12 protein-coding genes are annotated in these 14949 nt (G+C 65.4%); 4 read left to right on the top strand and 8 right to left on the bottom strand.

Features of this window, described 5'->3' with window-relative positions; all coding sequences use genetic code 11:
* Positions 1-63: 63 nt before the first annotated feature.
* The 3 genes from Q0743_RS18350 to Q0743_RS18360 all read left to right on the top strand — a co-directional run bounded on the left by Q0743_RS18350 (position 64) and on the right by Q0743_RS18360 (position 4672).
* Positions 64-930, top strand: coding sequence for a 3-keto-5-aminohexanoate cleavage protein (locus tag Q0743_RS18350; RefSeq protein ID WP_298242916.1), 867 nt, complete (start codon positions 64-66; stop codon positions 928-930).
* A 140-nt stretch (positions 931-1070) separates the two neighbouring features.
* Positions 1071-2687 (top strand): acyl-CoA carboxylase subunit beta, encoded by a 1617-nt coding sequence (locus Q0743_RS18355; RefSeq protein WP_298242917.1) that lies wholly within the window; start codon positions 1071-1073, stop codon positions 2685-2687.
* Positions 2684-4672: an acetyl-CoA carboxylase biotin carboxylase subunit gene (locus tag Q0743_RS18360; protein ID WP_298242918.1), complete on the top strand. Its 1989-nt coding sequence runs from the start codon at positions 2684-2686 to the stop codon at positions 4670-4672. The genes Q0743_RS18355 and Q0743_RS18360 overlap by 4 nt, the downstream gene beginning before the upstream one ends.
* Before the next feature lie 4 nt (positions 4673-4676).
* On the opposite strand, the gene Q0743_RS18365 is transcribed toward Q0743_RS18360, so the two are convergent.
* On the bottom strand, positions 4677-5090 hold the full coding sequence (locus Q0743_RS18365; protein WP_298242919.1) for a hypothetical protein: 414 nt from the start codon (positions 5088-5090) through the stop codon (positions 4677-4679).
* Positions 5091-5335: 245 nt separating this feature from the next.
* Between Q0743_RS18365 and Q0743_RS18370 the strand changes: the two genes are divergently transcribed.
* Positions 5336-6148, top strand: a complete 813-nt coding sequence (locus Q0743_RS18370) for a hypothetical protein (protein WP_298242920.1) — start codon at positions 5336-5338, stop codon at positions 6146-6148.
* 6 nt (positions 6149-6154) lie between these two features.
* Here Q0743_RS18370 and Q0743_RS18375 read toward each other — a convergent pair whose 3' ends face one another.
* The 7 genes from Q0743_RS18375 to Q0743_RS18405 form a co-directional block, all read right to left on the bottom strand.
* The gene (locus Q0743_RS18375) at positions 6155-7150 is read right to left on the bottom strand and encodes an ABC transporter ATP-binding protein (protein WP_298242921.1); all 996 of its coding nucleotides are present in this window, start codon (positions 7148-7150) and stop codon (positions 6155-6157) included.
* A complete protein-coding gene (locus Q0743_RS18380; RefSeq protein WP_298242922.1) occupies positions 7147-8154 on the bottom strand; it encodes an ABC transporter ATP-binding protein in 1008 nt (335 codons plus the stop codon). The genes Q0743_RS18375 and Q0743_RS18380 overlap by 4 nt, the downstream gene beginning before the upstream one ends.
* Positions 8154-9047, bottom strand: coding sequence for an ABC transporter permease (locus Q0743_RS18385; RefSeq protein ID WP_298242923.1), 894 nt, complete (start codon positions 9045-9047; stop codon positions 8154-8156). The genes Q0743_RS18380 and Q0743_RS18385 overlap by 1 nt, the downstream gene beginning before the upstream one ends.
* Positions 9048-9056: 9 nt before the next feature.
* Entirely contained in the window at positions 9057-10004 is a 948-nt protein-coding gene (locus Q0743_RS18390) for an ABC transporter permease (protein ID WP_298242924.1), read from the bottom strand.
* Between the two features lie 40 nt (positions 10005-10044).
* Positions 10045-11643, bottom strand: a complete 1599-nt coding sequence (locus tag Q0743_RS18395; protein WP_298242925.1) for an ABC transporter substrate-binding protein — start codon at positions 11641-11643, stop codon at positions 10045-10047.
* 406 nt (positions 11644-12049) lie between these two features.
* A complete protein-coding gene (locus Q0743_RS18400) occupies positions 12050-13600 on the bottom strand; it encodes an AMP-binding protein (RefSeq protein ID WP_298242926.1) in 1551 nt (516 codons plus the stop codon).
* A gap of 17 nt (positions 13601-13617) precedes the next feature.
* The gene (locus Q0743_RS18405) at positions 13618-14772 is read right to left on the bottom strand and encodes an iron-containing alcohol dehydrogenase (RefSeq protein WP_298242927.1); all 1155 of its coding nucleotides are present in this window, start codon (positions 14770-14772) and stop codon (positions 13618-13620) included.
* Between the last annotated feature and the right edge of the window lie 177 nt (positions 14773-14949).

Raw genomic sequence — 14949 nt, forward strand, 5'->3', positions numbered from 1 at the left:
AGCCGCATGCCCTGCATCACATGATCGCGTTCGTTGAATTCAACGTTGCGAGATATTTTTGGCATGAGCGACAAGGCCGTCATCACCTGCGCGCTGAACGGCGTGCTCACCGATCCCAAGCAGCACAACGTGCCTGTCACGCCCGAGCAGATGGCGCGCGAGGCCAAGGCTGCGTTCGAGGCCGGTGCGTCCATCATGCACATCCATCTGCGCCAGCAGGCGCCGGGCAAGGGGCACCTGCCGTCCTGGGAGGTCAGCGTCAGCAGGGAGATCCAGCAGGCGATCCGCGAGGCCTGCCCCGGCGTGATCATCAATCACACCTCGGGCGTTTCTGGGCCGAACTATTCCGGCGCGCTCGACTGCATCCGCGAGACCATGCCTGAGATCGCCGCCTGCAACGCCGGCTCGCTGAACTATCTGAAGGTCAAGGCCGACAATACCTGGGCCTGGCCGCCGATGATGTTCGACAACGCCGTCGAGAAGGTGAAGGACTATCTCGACGTCATGAACGCGGTCGGCACCATTCCTGAGTTTGAGTGCTTCGACGTCGGCATCGTGCGCTGCGTCGGCATGTACCACCAGGTCGGCATGTACAAGGGCCCGCTCGAATACAATTTCGTCATGGGCGTCGCCTCCGGCATGCCTGCCGACCCTGAATTGCTGCCGATCCTGATCAAGCTGAAGCGGCCCGAGGCGCATTTCCAGGTCACCGCCATCGGCCGCGAAGAGATCTGGCCACTGCACCAGCGCTGCGCCGAGCTCGGCGGTCATCTGCGTACCGGCCTCGAAGACGCCTTCTACCTCGCCGACGGCAAGAAGGTGACGTCGAACGGCCAGCTGATCGAGGCCATCGCCGCTTGCGCCCGCCGCGCCGGCCGCGAGATCGCAAGCCCCGCCGAGGCGCGGAAGATCTTTGGGACGAATCGCTGAAGGTAGCCGTCACAGCGAGCGACTTGTCCGCCGAAGCTCGAAGAGCAAAGGCGGAAGCAAAGCAATCCAGAGTGCATCCGCGGAAACAGACTGGATTGCTTCGTCGCTTCGCTCCTCGCAATGACGGGTAGGATAGAGTCATGTCCATTCTCGAAAACACCATCTCCCCCGGCAGCGCGGCCTACCACGCCAACCGCGACGGCATGCTCGGCCTGATCGACCGCATGCGTGCGCTGGAAGAGCGCACGCGAGCCGCATCGGCTGCGGCGAAGGACCGCTTCCACAAGCGCGGCCAGCTGCTGCCGCGCGAGCGCGTCGCGCTGGTGCTCGATCCTGGCGCGCCCTTCATCGAGCTGTCCACGCTTGCCGGGTACATGTTCGACGTTCCCGATGCGGCCAAGAGCGTGCCCGGTGGCGGCGTCATCGCCGGCATCGGCTTCGTCTCGGGCATCCGCTGCATGGTCAGTGCCAACGACGCCGGCATCGATGCCGGTGCGCTGCAGCCCTATGGCCTCGACAAGACGCTGCGGGTGCAGGAGCTCGCGCTCGAGAACAAGCTGCCTTATGTGCAGCTCGTGGAAAGCGCCGGCGCCAATCTGCTGCGCTACCGCGTCGAGGACTTTGTCCGCGGCGGCAACATCTTCCGTAATCTCGCCCGGCTCTCGGCGGCCGGGCTCCCCGTCGTCACCGTCACGCACGGCTCCTCCACCGCGGGCGGCGCCTATCAGACGGGCCTGTCCGACTACATCGTCATGGTCCGTGGTCGCACCCGGGCGTTCCTAGCGGGTCCCCCGCTGCTGAAGGCCGCGACCGGCGAGATCGCGACCGAGGAAGAGCTCGGCGGCGCCGAGATGCACACGCAGATCTCCGGCCTCGGCGACTATCTCGCCGAAGACGATCGCGACGGCTTGCGCATCGCGCGCGAGATCATGGCGGCGCTGGAATGGGAGCGGCCGGCCCGGGTCGCGCCGGAATTCAAGCCGCCGCGCTACGACCAGGACGAGCTGCTCGGCATCATGCCGATGGACCACAAGCGCCCGGTCGACATGCGCCAAGTGATCGCGCGCATCATCGACGATTCCGATTTCACCGAGATGGCGCCGAATTACGGCCCGGCCACCGTCTGCGGCCACGCCCGCATCGAGGGCCAGGCCATCGGCATCATCACCAATAACGGCCCGCTCGATCCCGCCGGCGCCAACAAGGCGACGCATTTCATCCAGGCCTGCTGCCAGACCCGCACGCCGATCCTCTATCTCAACAACACCACCGGCTACATGGTCGGCAAGGCCTATGAGGAAGCCGGCATGATCAAGCACGGCTCCAAGATGATCCAGGCGGTGACCTCGGCGACGGTGCCGCAGATCACCATCTACTGCGGCGCCTCGTTCGGCGCCGGCAATTACGGCATGTGCGGCCGCGGCTTCCATCCGCGCTTCTGCTTCTCCTGGCCCAATGCCAAGACCGCGGTGATGGGCGGCGAGCAAGCCGCCGAGACCATGGCCATCGTGACCGAGGCCGCCGCGGCCCGCCGCGGCAAGCCGATCGAGAAGGACAAGCTGGACGCCATGAAAGCGCAGATCATCGGCGTGTTCGACGGCCAGATGGACGTGTTCTCGACCAGCGCGCGCGTGCTCGACGACGGCGTGATCGATCCCCGCGACACCCGCGCGGTTCTGTCCGAGGTGCTCGCGATCTGCCGCGAGGGCGATGCGCGGACGCCGCAGCGCATGCAGTTTTCGGTGGCCCGCCCATGAGGAACGGATCAGTGCAGCACCGGCCGTTCTTCAAGGTCCTGGTTGCCAATCGCGGCGAGATCGCACTGCGCGTCATGCGCAGCGCGCGACAGCTCGGGCTTGGCGTCGTCGCGGTGTATTCGGATGCCGATCATGACGCGCTCCATGTGCGGCAAGCCGACCAGGCCGTGCGCATCGGCGAAGCCTTGCCGACGCAGTCCTATCTCAACATCCCCGCGATCATCGCGGCGGCCAAGGCGAGCGGCGCCGATGCCGTGCATCCCGGCTACGGCTTCCTCGCCGAGAACGAAGATTTCGCGCAGGCCTGCAAGGATGCCGGCCTCGTCTTCATCGGCCCGTCGCCGCAGGCGATCGAGGCGATGGGCAACAAGGCCGGCGCCAAGGAGATCATGAAGAAGGCCGGCGTGCCCTGCGTGCCCGGTTATCAGGGTGCCGATCAGGGCGACGAGGTCATGCTTGCGGAGGCCAAGAAGATCGGCTTCCCTGTGATGATCAAGGCGGTCGCCGGCGGCGGCGGCCGCGGCATGCGGCTTGTCACGGATGCTGCGTCGTTCCCCGATGCGCTACGCAGCGCGCGGTCAGAGGCGAAGGCGGCGTTCGGCGATCCCACCGTCATCCTCGAGCGCGCCATCCAGAATCCGCGGCACATCGAGATCCAGGTGTTCGGCGACAGCCACGGCAATGCCATCCATCTCGGCGAGCGCGATTGCTCCGTGCAGCGGCGGCACCAGAAGCTGATCGAGGAGGCGCCGTCGCCGGCGGTCACGGCCGAGCTCCGTGCGAAAATGGGCGAGGTCGCGGTCTCGGCGGTGAAAGCGCTGCGTTATGAGGGCGCCGGCACGCTGGAGTTCCTGCTCGATGCGAGTGGCGAATTCTACTTCATGGAGATGAACACGCGCCTCCAGGTCGAGCATCCCGTCACAGAGGCGATCACCGGGCTTGACCTCGTCGAGCTGCAGCTGCGCGTCGCGCGCGGCGAAGCGCTGCCGATCAAGCAGCAGGACATCAAATTCTCCGGCCACGCCATCGAGGTCCGCCTCTGCTCGGAAGATGCCGCGCAGGATTTCATGCCGCAGTCCGGCCGCATGGCGCGCTGGCAGGTGCCGCAGGGCATCCGCGTCGAGCACGCGCTGCAATCGGGCTCGGAGATCCCGCCCTTCTACGATTCCATGATCGCGAAGGTGATCAGCCACGGCGCCACGCGCGAGGAGGCGAGGGGGCGGCTGATCGTCGGCCTCGAGCAGCTCACCGCTTTCGGCGTGACCACCAATCAGTCGTTCCTGATGTCGTGCCTGCGTCACCCCGGCTTTGCCCAGGGCGAAGCGACGACGGCCTTCATCGGCGCGCACCGCGACGAGCTGTTGGGGCCAAGCGCGAACGCCGCGTTCGACACCGCGCTGGCGGGCCTGCTGCTCTACGTCACCAACCCGCGCGCACCATCCTGGCAAGGTGGCCGGAGCCTGTCGGCAACGTTCCCGCTGCCGGCGAAAATCGAGATCGCCGGCCAGACGCTGGAGCTCGAAATCACCCGCGAACGCGATGGCAGCTACACTGTTGCCAACGCTGATGGGCAGGACAGGTTCGAGATCGATCAGCTCGACGCCGATACGATCCGCTTCCGCCATGACGGCGTGATGGACAGCGCAAAATTCCTGCGCGACGGCGATCGGCTTTTTCTCCAGCACTGCGGCATTCCGCTCGCGCTCACCGACCTCACCCTGGCCGCGCCGAAAGCCGCCGCAAGCAATGGCGGTGATGGCAAGGTGCGCGCCGCCATGAATGGCCGGGTCGTCGCGGTTCTGGTCAAGCCGGGTGATCGCGTTGCCGCCGGTCAGCCCGTGCTGACGCTGGAAGCGATGAAGATGGAGCACGTCCACAAGGCCGGCATCGACGGCGTGGTCGCCGCGATCGACGTCGCCGAGGGCGAGCAGGTCACCACGGGCCGGATCGTGGCGGAGATCGGGAAAGTTTCGCCGGCCGCGTGAGCGGTTACGAACACTTCTTGAAATAGCGGTAGGTGTCGGGCGCCCGCATCCAGATGAAATCCTGGGTGAGGCCGCCATGGGCATTGATCCAGGAGGTGATGTCCGCCGCATAGGCGCGGCGCAGCGTCGTCGTGGCGTCAGCCCGGTGCGCCAGATGGAAGCCGAAGCTCGCCTCCGGTGTCACGCAAATCCGGCTGCGGGGAATCCGGCCCAGCAGAACGGTGCAGGCGGACCGGCAAGGGCCGACGATGCGGACATTCACGCCCTGGCGGGCGAGCTCGGTCCAGCGCGCATTGTAGGCCGCGACCGATCCACCGTGATTGTCGGAGACGTCGATCGTCTCCGCGTGGGCTACGGTGCAGCAGGTTGACGCGAAGAGGAGGCCAACAAGGCCGGTCAGAGGTCTGGATAGAGGCATCATCGGATCCATCCGTTAAAGGGCGCGTCGATCGTGGCGGGGGAAGTCTGACACCAAGTCGATCGATCGTGTGTGTGCGAACTCACAAGCAGATCCTTCCGCCCAGCTCCGTCTTCACGCAAAGGGTCGAGAATCCATAATAATACCAATTGGATAAAGGCTCAGGGGGCTGATCAAAATTCATATTGAACGATGTTCAATATCTCGCTATCAATGTTGAACATTGTTCAACTCTGGAGCTTTCCATGCGCGCCGATGACCCCGCCGAAGCGAATGCCGCCACGCTTCCGTCCATCCCGCGTCGGCTCCCGTTCGGCGCGCTGCACGCCCGCGAAAAATACCTGATCGGCGGCCTCGTCGCTCTGGCACTGGCGGCGCTTCTGGCGCCCCCGCTGCCCGCAGCTGCCTGGCACATCCCGCACTTTGTCGACGGCCGCGTCTGGCTCGGCGTGCCCAACGCCGGCGACGTCTTGAGCAATCTTGCTTTCCTCGCGATGGGTGTCTGGGGCTCGGAGCGGCTGCGCGCCCGCGTTGATGCGCCCGTCGGTGCAAGCTGGTTCTTCGCAGGCCTGATCCTCACCTGCCTGGGCTCGGGTTTCTATCATCTCGATCCCGATGTGCCGCAACGGCTCATCGCCGATCGTCTGGGCATGGCCGTGGCGTTCGCGGGATTTTTGGGTGTCGCAGCCAGTGAACGCGTCAGTGCGCGCGCGGGTGAGGCGGTGCTGGTGCTGATGATGATCGCGGGCCTGTTGGCCGCCTGGGTGGCCCGCGACAATCTTACGCCATGGGTGGTCGTGCAGTTCGGCGGCATGGCGCTAGCCATGGGCCTGGCGTTGACGCCTGCCCGGCCCGGTGCGCTCGGCGTGTCGCTCGGCGGTGTGATCTTCTTTTATGTGCTGGCGAAGCTGTTCGAGCTGGGCGATGTGATCGTGTTCGACGCGACAGCGCACATTGTCTCGGGCCACACCCTCAAGCATCTCGCTGCGGCACTCGCGGCGTGGCCGGTGATCCGGGCGCCGCGCGATCGTAGGACCTCCTGCCCTTATCAAGGCTAGGAGCGGCTACGAGATCGTGTTGTTCCGTCCCGTCCCGTCGTTCAACAGACACGCGACCTGATGCCCGTCGCCCGTCTCCAGCAGCGCCGGCCGCTCCGCCTTGCACCGCTCCATCGCAAACCGGCAGCGCGTGTGAAACGCGCATCCGGAGGGCGGATTGACCGGGCTCGGCACATCGCCGTCAACCAGCGGCGCGAGCTTCTTCGCCAGCGGGTTGGCGATCGGCACGGAGGCGAGCAGGGCCTGCGTATAGGGATGCCTGGGGTTGCGGAATAGCTCGTCCTTGCCGGCGATCTCGACGATGCGGCCGAGATACATCACGGCGACGCGGTGGCTGATATGCGCGACCACGGCAAGGTCGTGTGCGATGAAGAGATAGGAGAAGCCGTGCTGCCGCTGCAGGTCGATCAAAAGGTTGATCACCTGTGCCTGGATCGAAACGTCAAGCGCGGACACCGGCTCGTCGCAGACGATCAGGCGCGGCTCCAGCGCCAGGGCGCGCGCGATGCAGATGCGCTGGCGCTGGCCGCCGGAGAATTGATGCGGGAAATTGCGCATCTGGTCGGGGCGCAAGCCGACCTGCTCGAATAGCTTCGCGACGCGCGCTTCCAGCTCCTTGCCGCTCGCAAGCCCGTGCACGGCAAGCGTCTCGCCGACGATGTCGCCGGCCGTCATGCGCGGATTGAGCGAAGCAAACGGGTCCTGGAACACGATCTGCATCGAGCGGCGGTGCGGGCGCAGCGCCGTCTTGGAGAGGTGGGTGATGTCCTCGCCGTCGAGGCGGATCTGGCCCGAGGTCGGCTCGACCAGCCGCAGCACGCTGCGCGCCACCGTCGACTTGCCGCAGCCGGACTCGCCGACCAGCCCGAGCGTTTCGCCGGCATGAAGGGAGAACGAAACGCCGTCGACGGAGTGCACGGTGCCGACCTGCCGGCGCAGCACGCCGGCGCGCACCGGATAATGCTTCTTGAGATCGGTGACTTCGAGCAGCGTCTCGGTCATGCCACCTCCGCGACTTCTTCCGCGCGCCAGCAGGCGGCGAGATGGCCGCCGCCCCAATCCGCCAGCGGCGGATATTCGGCCTCGCAACGCTTGATGGCGAGCTTGCAGCGCGGCGCGAAGGCGCAACCCCTGGGCAGGCGCACCAGTGACGGCACCGTGCCGGGAATCTCGTTCAGCCGCGCCGGCGCGGCGACGCCGGGGGCGGGGACTGCGGGGATCGAGGCCATCAGCCCGCGCGTATAGGGATGCTTGGGTGCTGCGAACAGCGCCTCGACGCTGGCTTCCTCGACCTTCCGCCCCGCATACATCACGATCACGCGCTGCGCGGTCTGGGCGACCACGCCGAGGTCATGCGTAATCAGCACGAGGCCGGTGCCAAGCTCCTTCTGGAGATCGAGGATCAGCGCCAGGATCTGCGCCTGGATGGTGACGTCGAGCGCGGTGGTCGGCTCGTCCGCGATCAACAGCGCCGGCCGGCAGGCCAATGCCATCGCGATCATCGCGCGCTGGCGCATGCCGCCGGAGAGCTGATGCGGATATTCGCGCGCCCGCCGCGCCGGCTCGGGGATGCGCACCAGCCGCAGCATCTCGACGGCGACGGTCTGTGCCTCCTTGGCCGAGAGGTTCCTGTGCAGTCGTACGGCCTCGACGATCTGGTCGCCGATCCGCATCACCGGATTGAGCGAGGTCATCGGCTCCTGGAAGATCATGGAGATGCGGTTGCCTCTGACCGCGCGCATCTCTGTTTCATCCAGCGCCAGCAAATCGGTGCCTTCGAGCGAAATCGAGCCGCCGACGATGCGGCCGGGCGGATCGGGCACGAGGCGCATCAGCGACAGCGCCGTGACGCTCTTGCCGCAGCCGGATTCGCCGACGATCGCCAGTGTCTCGCCGCGTTTCACGGTGAAGGAGACGTCGTCGACGGCCTTGAACAGCCCTGAGTTGGTGAAGAACACCGTCTGCAGGTTCTTCACATCGAGTACGAGGTCGGATTTGTCAGCCATCAGCCGCGCTGCCTCGGATCGAGAATGTCGCGCAGGGCGTCGCCGAACAGATTGGCGCCGAACACGGCGAGACTGATGGCGATGCCCGGGAAGATCACGAGCCAGGGCGCCGTGCGGACATATTCGGCGGCGGATTCCGAGAGCATGCGGCCCCACGACGGATAGGGCTCGGGAATGCCGAGGCCAAGGAAGGAGAGCGAGGCTTCGGTCAGGATGGTGGAGCCGAGCTGGGCGGTTGCGAGCACGATCAGCGGCGCCAGCGTGTTCGGCAGCACATGGCGCAGCGCGATGCGCACCTCGCTCATGCCGATCGACTTGGCGGCCTCGACAAAAGGCAGTTCGCGCAGCGCCAGCGTGTTGGCGCGGATGACGCGCGACACGGTCGGAATCAGCGGAATGGCGATGGCGATGATGACGTTCGGCAGCGACGGGCCGAGTGCCGCCGTCATGATCAGGGCGAGCACCAGCAGCGGCAGCGCTTGCAGAACGTCCGACACGCGCTGGAACACGAGATCGACCCAGCCGGACAGATAGCCCGAGGTCAGCCCGACGATGACGCCGATGGTGCCGCCGAGGGCGGTCGAGCCGATGCCGACCGCGAGCGAGATCCGCGCGCCGTGGATGATGCGGCTGAACACGTCGCGGCCGAACGAATCCGTCCCCATCCAGTGCGCCCAGCTCGGGCGCGCGAGCGCGCGCGCGGAATCGATGGTGAGGGGGTCGTAGCGCGCGATGAAGTCGGCAAAGATCGCGGTGAGCACGAACACCGTCATGATGGTGAGCCCGGCCGCGCCGAGCACGTGACGCTGCGCCAGGAACAGCACGCGCCGCCAGCCCCCGGTCGCATGCGCGCCGGCCCGGCGGAGTTCGAGATCGTAGTCGATTGCCGCCAAACAGCTCTCCTAATCCGTGTACCTGATCCGCGGGTCGAACACCGCGTAGAGCATGTCGACGGTGAAGTTCGCGACCACCACGACCACGGCGATGAGCATCACGAGGTTCTGCACGATCGGGTAGTCGCGCCAGCGGATCGCCTCGACCAGGAAGCGGGCGACGCCGGGGATGTTGAACACCGTCTCGGTGACGATCAGGCCGCCGATCAGGAACGCCGCCTCGATGCCGATCACCGTGATGACGGGCAGGATCGCGTTCTTCAGGGCGTGCTGGTAGTTCACGGCCGTCTCGGAGGCGCCCTTGGCGCGCGCGGTGCGGATGTAATCCTGTCGCAGCACCTCCAGCATCGAGGATCGCGTGATGCGCATGGTCAGCGCCGCGCTGCGGAAGCCGACGGCGGCCGCGGGCACGGCGTAGGTTGCGAACGCCTCCAGCCAGGTCTTCGGGTTGGGATTGAAGATCGGGATCTGACCGAACATCGCGACCGCCGCGGTGAGGATGAGCAAACCGAGCCAGAACGACGGCAGCGACAATCCGCTCAGGCTCACCACGCGCAGGGCGTAATCTAGCCGCGTGCCCTGCTTGACTGCACTGATGACGCCCAGGGGAATGCCGATCGAGGCCGAGAACAGCAATGCGAGGCCGGCAAGCTTGGCCGTGATCGGGATACGCGGAAGGATTTCCTGCAGTGCCGGCTTCTCCGAGACGTAGGAGTAGCCGAAGTCGCCGCGCAGAAAGCCGCTGATCCAGTGCCAATATTGCACGATCAGCGGCTGGTCGATGCCGAGCTCCTTCTCCAGATTGGCCTTGTCGGCGGGATCGACATAGCCGGCGGCGGCGAACAGGATGTCGACGATGTTGCCGGGCACGATGCGCAGCAGCACGAAGATGACGACCGAGATCCCGAACAGGGTCACGAGCATCAGGAACAGGCGCCGCACCAGATAGGCAAACATGCTTCGCCCTCCGCGAGCCGCTAGTCTCTAGCCCGACATGCTACTTGTCGAGCCACAGATCCTCGTAGCGAAAGCCGTTATAGGAGCTGTTCGACATGATCGTGACGCCCTTGACATAAGGTTGCCAGCACGTGCCGGCCCGCGCATGGAAGATGATGGGGCGGGCGACGTCCTCCTGCAGCTTCTTGTCGATCTCCCAGACCAGCGGCTTGCGCTTGGCTATGTCGATCTCCTGCGATTGCTCGTCAAACAGCTTCTCGATCTCCTTGTTGCAGTAATTGGTGTAGTTCCGCTCCGAGCCGCAGGAATAGTTCTCGTAGAAGGACTGGTCGGGGTCGTCGACGGAATTGCCGGTCAGATTGAGGCCGAGCATGTAGTCCTTGCGCGCCACTTTCGGGAACCAGTTCGCGGTCTCCACGACGTCGAGCTCGCCGTCGATATAGATGCTCTTGAGCTGGTCGATCAGGATCACGGCGGGGTCGCGATATTCCGCGAGGTTGCGGGTCGAGACCTTCACCGCGAGATGCTTGTCGGGGCCGTAACCCGCCTTCTGCATCAGCTTCTTGGCCTCCTCGCGGTTCGCTTTCACGTCCGGGCCATAGCCCGGAATGGTCGCCAGCTTGTCCTTGGGCATGCCCCAGATGCCCTGAGGCGGCGGCAGCATGGTGCCGCCGATATCGGCCTGGCCTTCGAACAGGATGTCGATGAAGGCCTTGCGGTCGAGTGCAAGGGCCACCGCCCGGCGGATATCGATGTTGTCGAACGGCGCCGAGGTCGAGTTGACGATGATGTTGGTCGACACGTTGGTCGGCTCGACGACGCAGGTCGCGTTCGGCGCCTGCGACTTGATGTCCTTCAGGAGCGGGATCGTGATGTGCGTCGGGAAGGTCATGTCGAACTTGCCGGCGACGAAGGCGAGAATCGCGGTCGAGCGGTTCGGGATGATCGTGTACTCGATGCCGTCGAGATGAGGCAGGCCCTTCTTCCAATAGTCTGGATTCCGCGTCAGCTTGATCGATTCATTGGCCTTGAACTCGACGAACTTGAAGGGGCCGGTCCCGATCGGATGGGTGCGCATGTCCGCCGGCGAGACATGGCAGGGATAGACCGGCGTATAGCCGGACGCGAGCATTGCCAGCAGCGAAGGCTGCGGCCGCTTCAGGTTGAAGGACACCTCGAAATCGCCGCTCGTTGTGATCTCGTTGACTTCGCTGTACCAGGCCTTGCGCGGATTCTGCCGCAGCTTCTGCTGCGACTTGCCCATCAGGAGGTCGAAGGAGCATTTGACGTCGGCCGACGTGAACGGCTTGCCGTCGTGCCATTTGACGCCCTGGCGCAGCTTGAACGTCAGTTTCTTGTTGTCGCTGCTCCAGGACCAGCTTTCGGCGAGCTCGGGCCTGAGGGTGTCAGGACTGTTCTGTGCGATGTGCTGGTCATAGATGACGAGATTGTTGAAGACCCCCATGAACGGCACGTTGACCGAATAGGTGGCGCCTTCGAGGATGGATGCGTTGGCCGGACTGTCGCGGTGATACATTCGCAGGACGCCGCCCTGCTTTGGCTCGCCGGCGAGCGTGGTGGTCGAGGTCGTCAGCACAGATAGCGCCGCCATCGCGGCGAGCGCCCACACGCTCCGCATGCTCATCCTCCCTTGGACATCGGCTTTCGCAGCCTGTTTGAGCTGACGATAGCACGCAAGTCGAGCGAGGCAACCGCTAAGGCCACATGCCGCCTCGACAATTCGGATGACGGAAGGCCGCAGGGTTTTCATATTCTCACAATGTGAGAGTGCAGTGCGAAGAGATGGGTTCCTGCGCTGATGTTGCGCGCGGTCGCATCAACAAATTCCGCTGTCGTCCCGGACAAGCGCGCCTCAAGCGCGCGCCGATCCGGGATCCATAACCACAGGGAGGGGTTTTGCGAAGACCGGGAGTTGTCGGCTCGCACGCCAGCTACTCCCTGTGGCTATGGGTCCCGGGTTCGCTTCGCGCCCCGGGACGACAGCCGCGTGTGCGGCGCGCGCTTGCGTACGTTACGGCGCGCCCTCACACGATCCGCGACGCCTTGTTCCCCCAGTAGCGATCGCGCAGCAGGCGCTTGTACAGCTTCCCCGTCGGCAGCCGTGGCAATTCCTTCTCGAAATCGACCGAGCGCGGCACCTTCTGCCGCGACAGCGACGTCGCGCAGAACGCGATCAACTCTTCGGCGAGCGCCTCGTCCGGCATGATGCCCGGCATCGGCTGCACCACCGCCTTCACCTCTTCGCCGAGATCGGCATTGGGCACGCCAAACACGGCCGCGTCTGCGACCTTCGGATGGGTGATCAGGAGGTTCTCGCATTCCTGCGGATAGATATTCACCCCGCCGGAGATGATCATGAAGGTGGCACGATCGGTCAAATAGAGGAAGCGGTCGGCGTCGACATAGCCGACATCGCCGACCGTGCTCATGCTGCCGTCGGCCGAGCGTGCTTCCTTGGTCTTCTCCGGATCGTTGAAATATTCGAAGGGCGATCCGGTCTTGAACCAGACCTGGCCGGGCGTGCCGATCGGGCATTCCCGCATGTTCTCGTCGAGAATGTGGAGGTCGCCGAGCAGCACCTTGCCGACGGTGCCGCGGTGGCTGAGCCATTCCTCGCTGTTGCAGGCGGTGAAGCCGAGGCCTTCGGTGGCGCCGTAATATTCGTGGATGATCGGTCCCCACCATTTGATCATGTCGTCCTTGACCAGGGCGGGGCAGGGCGCCGCGGCATGGATCGCGATCTCGAGCGAGGACAGGTCGTAGCGCCCGCGCACTTCCTCCGGCAGTTTCAGCATGCGGGAGAACATCGTCGGCACCAGCTGGGTATGCGTGATGCCCCAGCGCTGGACCAGCTCGAGGTAACGCTCGGGATCGAAGCTTTCCATGATGATCACGGTGCCGCCCATGCGGATCGTGAGGTTCACGGCGGCTTGCGGTGCGGAATGATAGAGCGGGGCCGGCGAGAGGTAGACCATGCCCTCGCGATAGTGCCAGAGCTTGGTCAGGAAATCGAACAGCGGCAGATTGTGCTTCGGCGGCTCCTCCGGCAGCGGACGCAGAATGCCCTTGGGCCGCCCGGTCGTGCCCGACGAATAGAGCATGGCGGTGCCGAGCCATTCGTCGGCGATCGGAGTCGCCGGCAGACCTGCGGTCACGTCTGCAAGCCCGACGATGCGTTCGCTCTCGCCGGGGCCGTCGGCGACGATGCAGAGCTTGATGTCCGGGCAAGCCTGGATCGCCTCGCGCGCGATGCCGAGCTTGGCCATGGACGTGATCAGGATCTTCGACTGGCTGTTGACGAGGAGATAGGCGAGCTCGCCGGGCGTCAGGAACGAGTTGATGCAGGTGTAGTACAGTCCGGAGCGTTCGCCGGCGCCGCAGGCTTCAAGGTAGCGCGAGTTGTTCTCCATGAAGATCGAGTAGTGGTCGAGCCGCCTCAAGCCGTGCTTGCGAAACAGATGCGCCAGCCGGTTGCTGCGCGCGTCGAGCTCGCGATAGGTGACCGCCTCGCCGGTCGAGGCCATGATGAAGGCGGGCTGCAGCGGGCGCAGGCGGGCGTGGTGACCTGTGTACATCTATCCTCCGGCTTGGATCATGCGGCGAGAAGCAGGATTTCGCGCACGTCGGCAGGACCCTCGATCTTGCGCGGGTTGCGCGGGATCCAGTTCGTGCGCATGGCCTGCTCGGCGATGGCGTCGAAATGCTCGGGCGAAACGCGCACGTCGCCAAGGCTGCGCGGCATGCCGAGCGAGCGGATGAAGGCATCGAGCACGTCGGCGGCGGCATGGCCGGGATAGCCCATGGCGGCGGCGACGATCATCTGCCGCTCGGCATTGTCGCGCGCATTCCAGCGCATCACCGCCGGCAGCATGACGCAGGAGGTGTAGCCGTGCGGCACGTCGAAGCCTGCGCCGAGCACGTAGCCAATGCCGTGGCTCGCGCCCATCGGCACGCCGGCGGCGAGCGCGCCCATCGACAGCCAGGTGCCGATCTGCGCGTCCATGCGCGCGTCGAGATCGGACGGATCGGCCTTCACCCGCGGCAGCGCGTCGGCGAGCATGGCGAGGCCCTTCACCGATTGTGCATCGGCGTAGGGGTGCGTCTCGCGCGAGCAGATCGCCTCGACGCAATGGTCCAGAGCGCGGATGCCGGTCGACAGGAACAGCCATTCCGGCGTGTGCACGGTGATGGCGGGATCGAGGATGGTCGCGCGCGGCACGAGAAGCGGATGCCGCAGCATCTGCTTCACATGGGTGCTGAGGTCGGTAACCCCTGCGATCGAGCTGAACTCGCCGCCGGCGATCGTGGTCGGAACGCTGATCTGGCGCACCGTCGGCGCCTTCATCTCGGGCGCGACGCCCTTGTGAACGCGGATGCGATCGATGCCGCCGATGTCGGTGATGCCATTGGCGAGACAAAGCTGCGCCGCCTTGGCGCCGTCGGTGATCGAGCCGCCGCCGACGGTGACGATCAGGTCGGCTTCCGCTTCGCGCGCGGCATTCGTGGCCGCGATCACCGCCTCGCGCGGCGTATGCGCCGGCATGGCGTCGAACAGGCCGGCACAGCGCGCGCCCAGCGCGTCCTTGATCTTGGTGATCTCGTCGGTCTCGCGGTTGAGCGTGCCCGAGACCATCAGGAAGGCGCGGCGCGTTCCCAACCGATCCATCTGCGCGACGATGGCGCCGGCCGCAGGATGGCCGAACACGACCTCCTCGATCGCGCCGAAAACGACACGTCCCTGGTGCACGCCTGTCCTCCCGGACAATTTTGTCTTGTTTTTGCTCGGGTAATCTAGCCGAGCCATTAGCGGCCGTCATGTGCGAAGACGCTGGGTTTCTCTTACCCTTCCCTGGAGGGGGAGGGTCGATCGCGCGAAGCGCGAGCGGGGGGGGGTGGTCTCTCCTCGCGGGCGGTGTGGACGCGG

Source organism: uncultured Bradyrhizobium sp. (assembly GCF_936943645.1).
Lineage (GTDB): Bacteria > Pseudomonadota > Alphaproteobacteria > Rhizobiales > Xanthobacteraceae > Bradyrhizobium.